Origin of the sequence: Pseudohongiella sp. SYSU M77423 (assembly GCF_029911965.1) — a bacterium.
In the GTDB taxonomy this organism is placed as follows: domain Bacteria; phylum Pseudomonadota; class Gammaproteobacteria; order Pseudomonadales; family Pseudohongiellaceae; genus Pseudohongiella.
Window position 1 is genome coordinate 215,366 of the sequence record NZ_JARYTH010000004.1, and the last position, 16,657, is coordinate 232,022.

Sequence of the window (16,657 nt, forward strand, 5' to 3'; positions counted from 1 at the left end):
ATGCTGAGCGCATCGGACACAGATACCATATGCGCAATCGCCACCCCGCCAGGACGCAGCGGGGTGGGTATTGTGCGGGTATCAGGTCCGGGCTGTCTGGCGATTGCAGCCAGGGTCCTAAAATTCTCTCCAACTCCGCGTCACGCTCATTACTGTCCTTTTTACAACGTCGATGATTCTGTCCTGGATCAGGGCATAGCACTGTTTTTCCCTGGTCCCAATTCCTTCACAGGAGAAGACGTCCTGGAACTTCAAGGCCATGGCGGTTTTTATGTCCTCGATGCCTTACTGCAGACTTTGCTTCAGTCGGGCGCCCGCCTGGCACGACCGGGTGAGTTCACCGAGAGGGCGTTTCTGAACGACAAACTCGATCTTGCTCAGGCTGAAGCCATCGCCGATCTGATCGACTCCAGCTCTGCCGAAGCCGCTCGTAGCGCCATGCGAACCTTGCAGGGAGAGTTTTCCAGACTGATCGATTCGCTGGCCGACAAGATTGTTAACCTTCGTGTCTACCTTGAAGCCGCTATCGACTTTACCGATGAGGAAATCGATTTCCTGTCAGAAGGACGCATCGGAGAAAAGTTGTCAGAGGTCAACCTGCAACTCGATCAGATCATGGCACAGGCACGTCAGGGCGCTTTGATCAGGGAGGGTATGGCGGTCGTCATCGTTGGCAAACCCAACGCAGGCAAATCGAGTCTGCTGAACGCTCTGGCTGGGAAAGACAGCGCCATTGTCACTGATATCGAAGGCACAACCCGAGACGTGTTGAGCGAACAGATCCATATTGATGGCATGCCACTGCATATTACCGACACGGCTGGTCTTCGCGACAGCAATGATCCGGTAGAACAGGAGGGCATCAGGCGGGCCATGAAGGCTCTGGAGCAGGCTGACCGCGTTTTACTGATGGTCGACAGCAGCAGGGAAAACGTGGATAACAGCAACCTGTTTGATTACCTGAACAACACAATCCTTTCTCCCCTGTTGCCTGCTGTCGACAGCGCACGACTGACAATCATTCAGAATAAAGCTGACCTGACAGGGCTGGCAGCTGAACGAATCAATCCGGACGATGCACGACAGGCCACCATTATCCGCCTGGCCGCCAAGCAACGTCAGGGCATCGAACTGCTTCAACAACACCTTAAAGACTGTATGGGCTTCCAGGCAGCAGGAGAGGGTGGTTTTATCGCCAGACGTCGACATCTGGACGCCCTCAATAAAGCACAGCAATGCCTGCAACAGGCAATCTGGCAACTGGAACATCACGGGGCAGCAGAGTTGGTCGCCGAAGATTTGCGGCATGCCCACCAGCATCTGGGTGAAATCACGGGTGCGTTTACCACAGATGACCTGCTCGGCAAGATTTTTTCCAGCTTTTGCATAGGAAAATAATTGCTGTCAGTAAGGTGGCCGAAAACTGTGTATAACCTTAATATTTCTGTGAATAACTTTTTGATAAAAATTTCCTTTTTTTAAGCCTGTGGACAAACATCGCTTTAGCCAACAGCTTTACCACCTGGTGCAACCAGCTTGAACATAGCTTGTGAAGAGACTTATACAACTATCAGGTCTTTGTTTTATATAGATAATTTTTGGTTCTCAACAGAAATATCGCTAGCCATTAATAACAACAATATCAATTCTTTATTTATCTATTAACTAAATAGATTATTTTAGTAATCAGTATTGTGAATAATATTTGCTTGTGGATTATTTTCGCCGCTAGCCCTTTAAATTTGTATTTGAGCGCTTATACTTAGCGACCCTTTTCCGGTAACTGAAGACCTTATGGACTTTTCCAAACGCTATGATGTGATCGTGGTAGGTGGCGGACATGCTGGCACCGAGGCAGCCCTGGCGGCAGCCCGTTCCGGCGCGCAAACCCTGTTGCTGACACACAACATCGAAACGCTGGGCCAGATGTCCTGTAATCCCGCCATCGGCGGTATTGGCAAGAGCCACCTTGTGCGTGAAATCGACGCGCTGGGTGGAGCGATGGCGCGCGCTACAGACCGGGCAGGTATCCAGTTTCGGGTACTCAACAGCAGTAAAGGACCCGCTGTGCGGGCCACTCGGGCGCAGGCTGATCGCGTGTTGTACAAGGCCGCTATCCGAAGCATGCTTGAGCAACAGGAAAATCTGGATATTTTTCAACAGGCTGCCGACGACCTGATCATCAACGGTGAGCAGGTTGAGGGCGTGATTACGCAGATGGGCGTGCGTTTTCATGCGCCAACGGTGGTACTGACAACAGGCACATTTCTGGGCGGTAAAATACATATTGGCCTGGAAAATTCTGCTGGAGGTCGAGCCGGGGATCCGCCTTCGATCAGACTGGCTGACCGTTTACGGGAGTTACCATTCAATGTGGGGCGGTTGAAAACTGGAACGCCACCACGAATCGATGCCCGTTCAGTTGATTTCTCCGTCATGCAGGCTCAGCCAGGTGATACGCCACTACCGGTCATGTCCTTCATGGGCTCAGTAGAAGATCACCCGCAACAGATCAACTGCTACATCACGGCTACCAATGAGCAATGTCATGACATTATCCGCAGTGGCCTTGATCGTTCCCCGATGTATACCGGCGTTATTGAAGGGCTGGGCCCGCGCTACTGCCCGTCCATTGAAGACAAAGTCATGCGTTTTGCCGACAAAACCTCTCACCAGATTTTTGTCGAACCGGAAGGACTGACCACCAACGAACTGTATCCCAATGGCATTTCCACCAGCCTGCCATTTGATGTGCAGCTGCGAATGGTGCGTCAGATCAAGGGTTTCGAGAACGCACATATAACGCGACCCGGTTACGCTATCGAGTACGACTTCTTTGACCCGCGTGATCTTAACTATTCGCTGGAAACAAAATTTATCAAAGGCCTGTACTTCGCAGGCCAGATCAATGGCACAACAGGTTACGAAGAAGCTGGCGCGCAGGGTCTGCTGGCCGGCATCAATGCCGCCAGAGCAGCGCGAGGGATGGAAAGCTGGTGTCCACGGCGCGACCAGGCCTACATTGGTGTGCTGGTAGATGACCTGATAAGCCTGGGAACCAATGAACCATATCGCATGTTTACCAGCCGCGCTGAGTATCGGCTGATGCTGCGTGAAGACAATGCTGACCTTCGCCTGACGGAAGCCGGACGCGAGATGGGGCTGATCGACGATCAGCGCTGGGAAGCCTTCTGCCGCAAACAGGAGGGGATCCGGGATGAGCTGGCGCGACTGAAGTCCACCTGGATTCAACCGGGTACTGACAAGGCGCAGGCAGTTGATCCGCTGCTGGAGAAACCGATAGCCCGTGAATTCAGTCTTTCAGACCTGCTGGCGCGTCCCGATGTCACTTACCGGGGGCTGGCCGATGTGCTGGCTGAAACCAGTGCGGCCATGCCGGATCTTGATCCTCATGTTGCTGAGCAGGTTGAAATTCAGCTTAAGTACCAGGGCTACATAAACCGTCAGCAGGGCGAGATTGAAAAACTCAAGCGCCAGGAGAATACTCCGCTGCCAGCAGATCTGGACTACCAGCGTATGGATGGTCTTTCCAATGAGTTGAAACAGAAGTTGTTGGCTGCCCGGCCGGAATCGATAGCACGTGCTGCGCGTATTCCCGGCATGACACCAGCAGCTGTGTCACTGCTGTTGATTCACCTGAAGAAGTATCAGGCGGTGAGAGACAAGCAACGTGCCTGACAAACAACTGCTGGCTCTGCTGCAGCGGGGCCAGGAAGAAATGCAGCTGGGCTTGTCTGAGTCACAGTGTCAACAACTGATTGCATATGTTGAGTTGCTCGACAAATGGAACAAGGCGTTTAACCTTTCAGCCATCCGTGACCCACAACAGATGGTATCTCGTCATCTGCTGGACAGTCTGACCCTGCTTCCACGCCTGCGTTACCTCCAGCAGCAGAGCATTGAACAGCTGGTCCTTCTGGATGTCGGCACCGGTGGCGGATTGCCGGGAATCCCACTTTCTATCGCCTTGCCGGAAATGGCTTTTTATCTGTTGGACAGCAATGGGAAAAAGACCCGTTTTCTGTTCCAGACGGTAACAGCCCTGTCCCTTGGCAACGTCACGGTCGAGAACTGTCGCATCGAAAGCTACCAATGTGCCAAGCAAATTGATATTGTCGTCAGTCGAGCGTTTTCTTCGCTGTCTGATTTTGCCGCTGGCTGCCAGCATTTGTGTCAGCCTCATACCCGGCTACTGGCCATGAAGGGAGTTTATCCCGAAAGTGAACTGGCGGAACTGTCTGCCGACTGGCAGGTAGTGGCAAGCCAGCCGCTGTCGGTGCCTGGCTGCGAGGGTGAACGACAACTAATTGAATTGATGCAGAACCCGACGATCTGACACTCACGCAGGTGACGCAGGTGACAAAAATACTGGCAATCGCCAACCAGAAAGGTGGCGTAGGAAAAACAACCACTTCGGTCAATCTGGCTGCATCCCTGCAGGCTACCAAACGCAAAGTACTGCTGGTCGACATGGACCCTCAGGGCAACGCCACTATGGGAAGTGGTGTAGATAAAGCAGAGCTGGAATACTCCGTTTACGATGTGCTGATCGGCGAGGCCGATTTTGATCAGGCCAGAGTGACTGCGCCAGAGGCAGGCTTTGATATGTTGCCGGCGAACGGCGATCTGGTGGCTGCCGAGATAGAGTTGCTGGAGTTGAACGAGCGAGAAAGTCGTCTCAAGAATCTGCTGGCAAAGGTTCAGGACCGTTATCACTTCATCGTTATAGACTGCCCGCCATCGCTCAACATGTTGACCCTCAACGCGCTTGTGGCAGCGCAGGGCGTCATCATCCCTATGCAATGTGAATACTATGCGCTGGAGGGGCTTTCTGCATTGATGGACACCATCGCGGCGGTCAGTGAGACACACAACCCGCAGCTCAAGGTCGAAGGAATTCTGCGAACCATGTACGATCCGCGCAATAAATTGACCACAGAAGTGTCCGGTCAATTATTCGACCATTTTGGTGATCGTGTCTATCGCACCGTGGTACCACGTAATGTCAGGCTGGCAGAGGCGCCAAGTTATGGCATGCCGGTACTTCAGTACGACAGGCAGTCGCGCGGAGCAATCGCCTATCTGGCGCTTGCCGGAGAGATGCTGCGACGAAATGAGCAGCAGGCGATCGCCTGATTGAACAATCAAGAATTTGACTGAGCTGAGGCAGCCAGTAGAAGCAATCAAGGAACAAGCATGTCAGGAAAGAAGAAACTGGGCCGTGGACTGGACAAATTGCTGGGGGGAGCTACAACCGTCAGACGTGATGCGACACCAGATGTCAGCGACGCGAAGACCCTTACCCCGGGTGAGACCCTTACCGACCAGACTCTCCGTCACCTGCCTGTTGATCTGATCCAGCGCGGCAAGTACCAACCGCGCACCGATATGCATCAGGAGGCCCTGCAGGAGCTGGCGGAATCGATCAAGGCGCAGGGCGTCATGCAGCCAATCGTGGTTCGCCCGATTTCAGATGACAAGTTCGAGATCATTGCTGGCGAACGCCGCTGGCGTGCCACGCAACTGGCGGGGCTGGATACCATCCCCGCTGTGATCAGACTGGTTGGCGACGAATCAGCCATCGCCATGGCGCTGATAGAAAACATCCAGCGTGAAAACCTAAACCCGATTGAAGAAGCCACCGCGCTGAAGCGCCTGCAGGAAGAGTTTAATCTGACACAGCAGGAAGTGGCAGACGCAGTCGGCAAATCTCGTACAACAGTGACCAATCTATTGCGACTGATGTCACTGACCCCGGATGTCCGCCTGATGCTTGAACGTGGCGACCTGGAAATGGGACACGCCCGGGCATTGCTGGCGCTGACCGACGACGCGCAGAGTGATGCCGCCAAAACCGTCACAGGCAAAGGTTTATCTGTACGCCAGACTGAAGAGCTGGTGCGCCGACTGAGCACGGAACCCCATAAGCCGAAACCCGAGCCGCAGCGCGAAGATCCGGACATCAAGCGTCTGGAAGAAAGCCTGTCAGAGCGCGTGGGCGCGCGTGTACAGATTCAGCATGGTCCCAAAGGTGCAGGCAAAGTGACGCTGCGTTACAACAGCCTGGATGAATTGGACGGAATTCTGGCACATATTAAGTAATTAGCTGCGATTGGCGTGTTGATACTGTGCACCAAAATACCTATAATGAGCACCTCTAAAGGGGAACGGACGCCAAGAACAAGAGAGCTTTTGACGACCAGTGACAGACATGTCAACGATAAAAGCTCCTCCCATATATAAAGTTGCAGCCTTCCAGCTGTTGTTTTTGTTGCTAATCAGTGCTTTAGCAGCGATTCTGGCTGGCTGGGTCAGTGCGTATTCATTACTGATCGGTGGTTTGATTTCTTTGATACCGGGCACGCTGTTTGCGAGTCGGGTTTTCAAGTACCGGGGCGCGAGAGCAGCCCAAATGATCGCGCGAGAGGTTTACCGCGGTGAGGCCATAAAACTGGTACTTTCTGCGGCGGGTTTTGCACTTAGCTTTATATACGTAGAACCCTTGAATGTAGTGGCTTTATTTTCAGGATTTGTTCTGGTTTATCTGGCCGGCGTCGTATTGTTTGCACGCCTGATCAGGTCGCCGGACAACTCGTAAAATCGGCGAACTGACAAGTACATAACGACTCATGGCAGAATCAAACTCAGCAGGCTTCACCCTGCCCGAATACGAAAACGGCGCCGAATACATCGGCCACCACCTGGGATTCCTGAAGTACGGTCAGTTGCCGGATGGCAGCTGGGGCTTCGCGCACAGCGTTGAAGAAGCCAACGCAATGGGGTTCTGGTCAATCCATGTCGACTCGATGCTGATGTCCATCCTGTTGGGCGTCATCTTTATGGGACTGTTCTATTTTGTCAGTCGCAAAGCCACTTCGGGAGTTCCCACTGGCCTGCAAAACGGCGTGGAGTTCCTGGTGGAGATGGTACAAGGCACCATCAAGAACACCTTCTTCGGCAAAAACAATCTGATCGGTCCGTTGTCTCTGACCATTTTCTGCTGGATTTTCATGATGAACCTGATGGATCTGGTACCAGTGGACTGGATTCCACTGCTGGCTCAGGTCATCGCGCAGGACAGCCACCTTTATTTTAAGGCTGTACCGACCACCGACATCAATATCACAGCCGGTTTTGCGATCAGCGTATTTATTCTGGTCATCTTCTATAGCATCAAAATCAAGGGTATGGGCGGATTCCTGGGTGAATTCGCATTCCACCCCTTTGGCAAGTGGGCGCTGCCGTTGAACCTGGTAATGGAAATTCCCAGCTTCCTGGCAAAACCGGTCTCACTGGCGCTGCGACTCTACGGCAACCTGTTTGCCGGTGAAATGATCTTCCTGGTAATTGCACTGGTTGGCTGGTTCCAGCTGCCGTTGCACTTCGCCTGGGCTGTGTTCCACATCCTGATCATCACGCTGCAGGCGTATCTGTTCATGATGTTGACCATTGTTTATCTGAACCAGGCTCATACCAAGCCAGAGGCTCATTAAACGCTTTTAGTTAGACCTTTAAGATCAGCAATACCTTTAGATAAACCTTTAGTGAAACTTGGAGAAAAAAATGGAAACTATTCAGGCATTTTCAGTAATCGCAATTGCCCTCATCTTCGGTCTGTGTGGTGCTGGCACCGCGGTTGCTTTCGGTAACCTGGGTGGCAAGTTGATTGAGAGCTCAGCACGTCAGCCAGAACTGGCGCCAAAACTGCAGGTTCAGTTCTTCCTGGTTGCTGGTTTCGTCGACGTAATCTCCATCATCGGTGTCGGTATCTCCTTCGTGTTCCTGTTCGCCAACCCGTTCCTGGGTTAATCGAACGCTTGAAAAGAGTTTCAAGCCACGCGACTACTGACGCAGAGGTAAAAACATGAATCTTAACGCAACCATAATCGGCCAAACGATTGCCTTTGCCGTGTTCGTATGGTTCTGCCTGAAGTATGTGTGGCCTCCGATCACACAGGCTCTGGCAGAGCGGCAGAAGAAAATCGCCGAGGGTCTGGAAGCGGCGGATCGTGCCCAGCGTGATCTGAGCCTGGCTCAGAACAAGGCGGCCGATGATCTGCGCGAAGCCAAGATCAAGAGCGCCGAAATCATCGATATGGCTAACAAACGCGCCAACCAGATCGTTGATGAAGCCAAAGAAAAAGCACGTGACGAAGGGCAGCGCCTGATAGCTGGCGCCAAAGCTGAAATCGAAATGGAAGTTCAGCGCGCCAAAGAAGAGTTGCGTGCACAAGTCGCAGCCATTGCCATTGCGGGTGCCGAGAAGATTCTCGAAAGCTCAGTGGACAAGGCTGCCAACGAAGAGCTGGTTAAGAAACTCGCTTCTGAGTTATAGGCGAATAAACGATGGCAGAGTCAATTACATTAGCCCGGCCCTATGCCAAAGCAGCATTTGAAGTTGCCTTGGCAGACAAGGCACTGGCGCAGTGGTCAGAAATGTTGACCACATTGGCCGCAGTCAGCGCCGACGCCAAAGTCAGCAGCCTGTTGAAAAACCCGGCACTGACTGCAAAGCAGCAATCCGATGCCCTGCTGGAGATCTGCGGTGACGCAATCTCTGACAAAGGTCAGAACATGATCAAACTGCTGGCTGAAAACCGCCGGTTGGGCCTGGTGGTCCAGATCAGACAGATCTTTGAGGTATTCAAAGCGGCCCAGGAAAAGAGCATCGATGTAGATGTTGCCACTGCGTTCGAGCTGAGTGACGCGCTGGTGGAGCAATTGACACAGGCATTGCAGAAACGCCTGGATCGTCAGGTCAAATTGCACGCCCATGTCGATCAGCGACTGATCGGAGGCGCCGTTATTCGAGCAGGTGATACTGTCATCGACAATTCTGTTCGAGGAAAACTGAACAAATTAGCCGAATCATTGAGTTCCTAGACCACCTGGGAATGAGGGAAAAAGCATGCAACAACTGAATCCGTCAGAAATCAGTGAAATTATCAAGCAGAGAATCAACAGTCTCGACGTTTCTGTGCAGGCCAAAAACGAAGGTACTATTGTCAGCGTTTCTGACGGTATCGTACGTATTCATGGTCTCGAAGACGTCATGTACGGTGAGATGATCGAATTCGATGGTGGCCTGTTCGGTATGGCACTCAACCTGGAGCGTGACTCCGTGGGTGCAGTCGTACTGGGCGACTATCAGGGTCTGGCAGAAGGCCAGTCCTGCCGTTGTACCGGTCGTATTCTGGAAGTACCGGTCGGACCGGAAATGGAAGGACGAGTCGTTGATGCGCTGGGTAACCCCATCGACGGTAAAGGTGCAATTGACGCTAAACTGACCGCACCGGTAGAAAAAGTGGCACCTGGTGTAATTGCACGTAAGTCAGTTGACCAGCCAGTACAGACCGGTCTCAAGGCAATCGACTCAATGGTACCAATTGGTCGCGGACAGCGTGAGCTGATCATCGGTGACCGTCAGGTAGGTAAGACTGCGGTAGCCGTTGACGCCATCATCAACCAGAAGGGCAAAGGCGTTAAGTGTATCTACGTCGCGATTGGCCAGAAGCAGTCATCTATTGCCAACGTGGTAAGCAAGCTGGAAGAGCACGGCGCGATGGAGTACACCATCGTTGTTGCGGCATCAGCATCTGATCCAGCCTCTATGCAATACCTGGCACCTTACTCTGGTTGTTCCATGGGCGAGTACTATCGCGACCGTGGCCAGGACGCTCTGATCATCTATGATGACTTGACCAAACAGGCCTGGGCCTATCGTCAAATCTCTCTGCTGTTGCGTCGTCCGCCGGGCCGTGAAGCCTATCCTGGTGACGTTTTCTACTTGCACTCACGTCTGCTGGAACGCGCATCGCGCGTGAATGCCGAGTACGTAGAACAGTTCACTAATGGCGAAGTCAAAGGCCAAACCGGCTCACTGACTGCACTGCCAATTATTGAAACGCAAGCTGGTGACGTATCTGCCTTCGTTCCGACCAACGTGATTTCCATCACCGACGGTCAGATCTTCCTGGAGACCGACCTGTTCAACGCGGGTATTCGTCCTGCGATCAACGCGGGTCTGTCGGTATCCCGGGTAGGCGGTGCGGCCCAGACCAAGATCATCAAAAAGCTCGGTGGTGGTATCCGTATCGCACTGGCTCAGTATCGCGAACTGGCGGCGTTCGCCCAGTTTGCATCAGATCTGGACGAAGCAACCCGCGCCCAGCTGGAACACGGTCAGCGCGTAACCGAGCTGATGAAGCAGAGCCAGTACACACCGCTGTCAGTTGCGGAAATGGGTCTGGTACTGTTTGCGGCCAACGAAGGCTTCCTGAAGGATGTAGAGCTTCAGAAAGTTGTTGCCTTCGAGAAAGCACTGCTGTCTTACGCTAACAGCCAGCACGCAGAACTGCTTGCCAGCATCAACCAGAAACCAGACTACAACGACGAGATTGCTGCCAAGTTCAAGGCTTTGATCGAGCAGTTCAAATCAACTCAGACTTGGTAAGACCAGGACCTGGATAGATAAGGTAGGCGGTGAATTATGGCTGGTGGTAAAGAGATTCGAGGCAAGATCTCCAGCATTAACAATACGCAAAAGATTACCAGCGCCATGGAAATGGTGGCTGCATCCAAAATGCGTAAGGCGCAGGACCGTATGGCCGTAGGTAAACCTTACGCCACACATATCCGGAATGTAATCGGACATGTTGCCAACGCGAATCCGGAGTATCGTCACGTCTATTTCACCAACCGTGAAGTAAAGCGTGTTGCCTACATCGTTGTGTCCACAGACCGCGGCTTGTGCGGCGGTCTGAACATCAACGCATTCAAGGCAACCGTCAAGGATGTGGCTGAATGGCGTAAACAGAATGTCGAAGTGGAGTTCTGTGCAGTTGGCGCCAAGGCAGCGGCCTTCTTCAACAGCTACGGTGGCAAGGTGGTTGCTTCGGTTCGTGGCCTGGGTGATGCACCCGAGCTCAACCAGGTAATCGGTGCCGTTAAGGTGATGCTGGACAAGTTTGAAAATGGTGAAATTGACCGGCTGTACCTGGTCAGCAACCAGTTCGTCAATACAATGACTCAGAAACCTGTTGTTGCTCAGCTGCTTCCGCTGGAAGCATCCGACGACTCTGAACTGAAGCATCATTGGGACTACATCTACGAACCTCAGGCCGAAGCGCTGCTGAATGGCCTGTTGACGCGCTACCTGGAAACTCAGGTGTATCAGGCAGTCGTGGAAAATATTGCCAGTGAACAGGCAGCGCGAATGATCGCGATGAAGAACGCAACTGAAAATGCCGGTGAGCTGATCGAGAAACTGGGCCTGATCTACAACAAGGCACGTCAGGCATCGATCACGCAGGAGCTGTCGGAAATCGTCGGTGGCGCGGCAGCGGTTTAAGGCTCACAGCATAATCAGTCATTAACAGAATTGAAGATCAGGAAAATTTAAGAGGAACCGGACATGAGTAGCGGTCGTATCGTACAAATTATCGGTGCAGTTATCGACGTACAATTCCCTCGGGAAGAAGTACCTCGTATCTATGATGCACTGTCCGTCGAAGGCGGCGAAATCACACTTGAGGTGCAGCAGCAGTTGGGCGACGGCATCGTACGTACCATCGCGATGGGCAGTACCGAAGGTCTGCGTCGTGGACTGGATGTGACCAATACAAAGGCGCCCGTTTCAGTACCAGTTGGTAAAGAAACACTGGGCCGTATCATGGACGTACTGGGTCGCCCGATCGATGAGCGCGGCGACATCGGTGAACAGGAGCGTATGCCCATTCACCGTAAGGCTCCTGCTTACGACGAGCTGTCAGCATCCAATGAACTGCTGGAAACAGGCATCAAGGTTATCGACCTGATCTGTCCGTTTGCCAAAGGTGGTAAGGTTGGTCTGTTCGGTGGTGCCGGTGTTGGTAAGACCGTTAACATGATGGAGCTGATCAACAACATCGCCAAGGCTCACTCTGGTTTGTCAGTATTCGCGGGTGTGGGTGAGCGTACTCGTGAAGGTAACGACTTCTATCACGAAATGCAGGAATCCAAGGTTATCGACATGGATGACCTGACCAACTCCAAAGTGGCGATGGTTTACGGCCAGATGAATGAGCCGCCCGGTAACCGTCTGCGTGTGGCACTGACTGGTCTGACCATGGCTGAAAAATTCCGTGACGAAGGTCGTGACGTTCTGTTCTTCGTCGACAACATCTACCGTTATACACTGGCCGGTACTGAAGTATCTGCACTGTTGGGCCGTATGCCTTCAGCGGTAGGTTACCAGCCAACACTGGCAGAAGAGATGGGTGTACTGCAGGAGCGTATTACTTCCACCAAGACCGGTTCCATCACGTCAATCCAGGCCGTTTACGTGCCTGCGGACGACTTGACTGACCCGTCACCAGCCACCACGTTCGCTCACTTGGACGCAACCGTGGTACTGTCACGTTCCATCGCCGAGCTGGGTATCTACCCGGCGATTGACCCCCTGGACTCCACATCCCGTCAGCTGGATCCGCTGGTTATCGGTCAGGAGCACTATGAAGTAGCGCGTGGTGTGCAGTCAGTTCTGCAGCGTTACAAAGAACTGAAAGACATCATCGCGATTCTGGGTATGGACGAACTGTCTGAAGAAGACAAGCAGATCGTTGCCCGTGCTCGTAAGATTCAGCGCTTCCTGTCTCAGCCATTCTTCGTGGCAGAAGTATTTACCAACACACCCGGTAAATACGTATCTCTGAAAGACACGATTGCTGGCTTTAAAGGAATCCTGAACGGCGATTACGATCACATTCCGGAGCAGGCCTTCAACATGGTCGGCACCATCGAAGAAGCCGTGGAAAAAGCAGCCAAGCTCAAAGGCTGATGCCAAACCGGGCCCAGGCAGCAGGAAACTGCTGCCTGGCGGTAAGCCCTGACAGCGTTGCAAAGAGATAAAGATTATGGCGATGACTATGCATTGTGACATCGTAAGTGCAGAAAAACAGATTTTCTCCGGCCTGGTAGAAATGGTAGTAGCTACCGGTACCCTGGGTGATCTGGGTGTGGCCCCAGGCCATGCGCCACTGCTGACCGAACTGATTCCTGGCCCGGTGCGTTGTGTACTGCGCGATGGCGGCGAGGAAATCTATTACGTGTCCGGAGGCTATCTGGAAGTTCAGGCTGGCACTGTAACAGTTCTGGCCGATACCGCAATTCGCGCCGGAGACGTTGACGAAGCTGCGGCTCAGCAGGCAATCGAAGACGTACAGAAAGCCATTGCAAACAAGGACTCAGAGTTCGAGTACTCACGCGCTGCAACACAACTGGCAGAAGCAGTTGCTCAATTGCGTGCCTTGAAGCAGCTGAAGAAGTAATAGATATCACCTGGACGACCTTGTCTAACGGGGTCGAATCACGGTAAAAAGGGTAGCCACAGTGCTACCCTTTTTTTTGGATCGAAAAATGACTACAGATGTGATTGTGCTGGCGGCGGGTAAGGGTACCCGCATGTACTCCGACAAACCAAAAGTATTACACGAGCTTGCCGGGCGACCCATGCTGACACATGTACTGCATGCCGCCAAACAACTTCAGGCACGCAAAACCTGTGTCGTCACAGGCTTTCAATCAGACCTGATCAGAAACCACTATGCCTCAGCCAATGATGTTGGCAATCTCGTCTGGGTCACTCAATCAGAACAGTTGGGTACAGGACACGCCGTCATGCAGGCAATTCCGGAACTGGATGATGATGACTCTATAGTGCTGGTTTTGTATGGTGATGTCCCTCTGGTAAAACCTGAGAGCTTACAGGGATTAACCGAGCTGGCGATCGAGCACGGCATTGCAGTACTTACACTGCAAACTGATGATCCCTTCGGACTGGGACGAATCCTCCGTGATGACAACGGCCATGTCATTGGTATCGTCGAAGAAAAAGACGCTAGCCCGCAGCAGCGTCAAATCAAGGAAATCAATACCGGTATCATGGCATTTCGCGCCGCTCTCTTAAAATCAGGTCTGCAACAGTTGACGACTGATAACGCTCAGGGTGAATACTATCTTACTGACACAGTCGCCATTGCCAATACCGCTGGCGTTACTATCGCCGCCCTGCAAACCAACGACGCACCGCAGGTACAGGGAGTCAACAACCGACTGCAACTGGCCGAACTAGAACGAACCTATCAGATTCGCAAGGCGCGTGAACTTGCGTTGTCTGGCGTTACCATCATGGACCTGAACCGTCTGGATATTCGTGGCGACGTCAGCATAGGCCGCGACTCATCAATCGATATCAATGTCATTCTGCAGGGCAAGGTGCGTATCGGTGATAATGTTGTTATAGGTCCCAATGTAACAATCATTGATAGCGACATCGGCGACAATGTGCATATTCTGGCTAACAGCCATATCGAATCAGCAAGAATACAGGACGATTGCCACGTCGGACCCTTCGCACGGCTTCGCCCTGGAACAGAACTTGGAGTAAGCAGCAAAATAGGTAACTTTGTTGAGACCAAAAAAGCGATACTTGGCACTGGTAGCAAAGTAAACCACCTCAGTTATATTGGTGACTCAGAAATTGGTGACCAGGTAAACGTTGGCGCCGGTACCATCACCTGCAACTATGATGGTGTAAACAAGGCAAAAACCGTTATAAAAGACGGTGCATTCATTGGTTCGAATACGGCATTGGTTGCGCCTGTTGCCGTCGGCAGACAGGCAACTGTCGCCGCAGGATCCGTCATAACCTCTGACGTACCGGATAACGATCTGGCTGTTGCCAGAGGCCGACAGAAGAATATCAGCGGCTGGAAGCGGCCAGTTAAAAAATAAATCGGAAATCAGGAGTTAATTATGTGCGGTATTGTTGGTGCTGTGGCTCAGCGTGATGTTATCGGCATTCTACTGGAGGGCCTGAAACGCCTTGAATACCGTGGATATGATTCCGCAGGTGTCGCTATTATTGAAAAAGGCGCATCTGACATTACTACTATCAAAGCGGTCGGCAAGGTAAAAGAGCTGGTCGACAAAGTCGGGAACAGTGGGGTAAAAGGCCGAACCGGAATCGCGCACACACGTTGGGCCACTCATGGCGTACCGAGTGAAAAGAATGCACACCCGCACATTTCAGGTAGTGGTCTGGCGCTGGTTCACAACGGAATTATCGAGAACCACAACGAACTTCGTAACGAACTGAAAGAGGCAGGTTACAACTTTGCCTCCGACACAGATACAGAAGTCGTCGTGCATCTGTTACATCAGCTTATGTCCGAGTCCGAAATGGATCTTCTGACTGCCGTGCAAAAAATTGTTCCCCGCCTGCACGGTGCGTACGGTCTGTGCGTGGTGAGTGCCAATGAGCCAGAGACTCTGATAGTCGCTCGTAGCGGTAGTCCCCTGGTAATCGGTTGCGGTATTGGCGAGAATTTCGTGGCATCGGATCCACTGGCTCTAGGCCAGGTGACTGACAGATTCATCTATCTGGAAGAACACGATGTCGCTGAAATCAAACGCGACAGCATTAGAATATTCAGTGGGGACAAACCGATTGATCGAAAGGTCACCCGTATCAGAAGTGAAATCGATGAAATAGAAAAAGGTGAGTTCGGACATTTCATGCTCAAAGAAATTTACGAGCAACCGGCAGTCATCAAAAATACGCTGAGTGGCCGTATCAGTGACCGGCATGTGCTGGAGGAAGCCTTCGGCGTCAAGGCGCGGGAAATATTCGACCAGGTAGATAACGTTCAGATAGTTGCCTGTGGTACCAGCTCTCATGCCGGTCTAATTACAAAGTACTGGCTGGAAGAGATTGCCAAACTGCCCTGTCAGGTGGATATCGCCAGTGATTATCGCTATCGGCCTATAGTGGTTCGACCAGGAACGCTGTTTGTTACCATTTCGCAGTCAGGTGAAACAGCGGACACATTGGCCGCGCTGCGTTATGCCAAAGAGCTTCCTTACGTCGCCAGACTGGCCATTTGCAACGTTGCGACCAGTTCGCTGGTGCGCGAGTCCGATTTCTCATTGCTGACCATGGCTGGTCGAGAGATTGGGGTGGCATCAACAAAAGCCTTTACGACGCAGCTTGTGGCATTGTTCCTGCTTTCATTGGTGCTGGGTCGTCGTAATGGCCTAAGTGAGGCTGAAGAAGCCGACTATGTCAAAGATCTGAAAGAGCTGCCAGAGCTCATTAAAAATGTGTTGAAACAAGATAAAGCCATTCAGCAGCTTTCCATCAATTTTGCAGACAAACATCATGCTCTGTTCCTAGGACGCGGCGCGCAATACCCGGTTGCGAAAGAAGGGGCACTTAAACTGAAAGAAATCTCCTACATTCACGCCGAAGCCTACCCGGCAGGTGAGCTAAAACATGGACCACTGGCGTTGGTTGACGACAAGATGCCAGTGGTTGCCGTCGCCCCGAATGACGAGTTGCTCGGCAAACTTAAAGGCAACCTGGCAGAGGTCAGCGCGCGCGGCGGCAAGCTGTTTGTAATTGCGGATGAGTCCGCTGGCTTTGACGATGAACGCGAGTACAAGTTGATCAGATTGCCGGCCGTGCCTGATGCACTTGCTCCCATCGTATACACCGTCCCGCTGCAGCTGTTGTCCTATCATGTGGCCATCCTTAAAGGCACAGATGTGGATCACCCCCGAAATCTCGCCAAATCGGTGACAGTTGAATAATACATCT

At 52.4% G+C, this 16,657-nt stretch carries 16 protein-coding genes; all 16 read left to right on the forward strand.

Annotated features, from left to right (window positions below; all coding sequences use genetic code 11):
- The 16 genes from mnmE (at window position 1) to glmS (ending at window position 16,650) form a co-directional block, all read left to right on the forward strand.
- Window positions 1-1,398 (forward strand): tRNA uridine-5-carboxymethylaminomethyl(34) synthesis GTPase MnmE, encoded by a 1,398-nt coding sequence (gene mnmE / locus QGM61_RS10610; RefSeq protein ID WP_281132921.1) that lies wholly within the window; start codon window positions 1-3, stop codon window positions 1,396-1,398.
- Window positions 1,399-1,794: 396 nt separating this feature from the next.
- Window positions 1,795-3,699: a tRNA uridine-5-carboxymethylaminomethyl(34) synthesis enzyme MnmG gene (gene mnmG / locus QGM61_RS10615; protein ID WP_281132923.1), complete on the forward strand. Its 1,905-nt coding sequence runs from the start codon at window positions 1,795-1,797 to the stop codon at window positions 3,697-3,699.
- A 40-nt stretch (window positions 3,700-3,739) separates the two neighbouring features.
- A complete protein-coding gene (gene rsmG / locus QGM61_RS10620) occupies window positions 3,740-4,357 on the forward strand; it encodes a 16S rRNA (guanine(527)-N(7))-methyltransferase RsmG (RefSeq protein ID WP_237133404.1) in 618 nt (205 codons plus the stop codon).
- Between the two features lie 20 nt (window positions 4,358-4,377).
- Entirely contained in the window at window positions 4,378-5,157 is a 780-nt protein-coding gene (locus QGM61_RS10625; protein ID WP_237132565.1) for a ParA family protein, read from the forward strand.
- Window positions 5,158-5,217: 60 nt separating this feature from the next.
- A complete protein-coding gene (locus QGM61_RS10630) occupies window positions 5,218-6,123 on the forward strand; it encodes a ParB/RepB/Spo0J family partition protein (protein ID WP_281132925.1) in 906 nt (301 codons plus the stop codon).
- Window positions 6,124-6,232: 109 nt separating this feature from the next.
- Window positions 6,233-6,619, forward strand: a complete 387-nt coding sequence (locus QGM61_RS10635) for an ATP synthase subunit I (protein WP_237132567.1) — start codon at window positions 6,233-6,235, stop codon at window positions 6,617-6,619.
- Window positions 6,620-6,650: 31 nt separating this feature from the next.
- Window positions 6,651-7,514, forward strand: coding sequence for a F0F1 ATP synthase subunit A (gene atpB, locus QGM61_RS10640; protein ID WP_237132568.1), 864 nt, complete (start codon window positions 6,651-6,653; stop codon window positions 7,512-7,514).
- A gap of 70 nt (window positions 7,515-7,584) precedes the next feature.
- On the forward strand, window positions 7,585-7,830 hold the full coding sequence (gene atpE, locus QGM61_RS10645) for a F0F1 ATP synthase subunit C (protein ID WP_058023436.1): 246 nt from the start codon (window positions 7,585-7,587) through the stop codon (window positions 7,828-7,830).
- 55 nt (window positions 7,831-7,885) lie between these two features.
- Window positions 7,886-8,356 (forward strand): F0F1 ATP synthase subunit B, encoded by a 471-nt coding sequence (gene atpF, locus QGM61_RS10650; RefSeq protein ID WP_237132569.1) that lies wholly within the window; start codon window positions 7,886-7,888, stop codon window positions 8,354-8,356.
- Between the two features lie 11 nt (window positions 8,357-8,367).
- On the forward strand, window positions 8,368-8,904 hold the full coding sequence (locus tag QGM61_RS10655; RefSeq protein ID WP_237132570.1) for a F0F1 ATP synthase subunit delta: 537 nt from the start codon (window positions 8,368-8,370) through the stop codon (window positions 8,902-8,904).
- Window positions 8,905-8,929: 25 nt separating this feature from the next.
- Complete coding sequence (gene atpA, locus QGM61_RS10660; protein WP_237132571.1) at window positions 8,930-10,474, forward strand: F0F1 ATP synthase subunit alpha; 1,545 nt, start codon at window positions 8,930-8,932, stop codon at window positions 10,472-10,474.
- Between the two features lie 36 nt (window positions 10,475-10,510).
- Entirely contained in the window at window positions 10,511-11,371 is an 861-nt protein-coding gene (gene atpG, locus QGM61_RS10665) for a F0F1 ATP synthase subunit gamma (protein ID WP_237132572.1), read from the forward strand.
- 63 nt (window positions 11,372-11,434) lie between these two features.
- Complete coding sequence (gene atpD, locus QGM61_RS10670) at window positions 11,435-12,838, forward strand: F0F1 ATP synthase subunit beta (RefSeq protein ID WP_237132573.1); 1,404 nt, start codon at window positions 11,435-11,437, stop codon at window positions 12,836-12,838.
- 76 nt (window positions 12,839-12,914) lie between these two features.
- A complete protein-coding gene (locus QGM61_RS10675; RefSeq protein ID WP_237132574.1) occupies window positions 12,915-13,328 on the forward strand; it encodes a F0F1 ATP synthase subunit epsilon in 414 nt (137 codons plus the stop codon).
- A gap of 88 nt (window positions 13,329-13,416) precedes the next feature.
- Window positions 13,417-14,793, forward strand: coding sequence for a bifunctional UDP-N-acetylglucosamine diphosphorylase/glucosamine-1-phosphate N-acetyltransferase GlmU (gene glmU / locus QGM61_RS10680; RefSeq protein ID WP_281132930.1), 1,377 nt, complete (start codon window positions 13,417-13,419; stop codon window positions 14,791-14,793).
- 21 nt (window positions 14,794-14,814) lie between these two features.
- On the forward strand, window positions 14,815-16,650 hold the full coding sequence (glmS, locus tag QGM61_RS10685; RefSeq protein ID WP_237132576.1) for a glutamine--fructose-6-phosphate transaminase (isomerizing): 1,836 nt from the start codon (window positions 14,815-14,817) through the stop codon (window positions 16,648-16,650).
- Window positions 16,651-16,657: the final 7 nt, after the last annotated feature.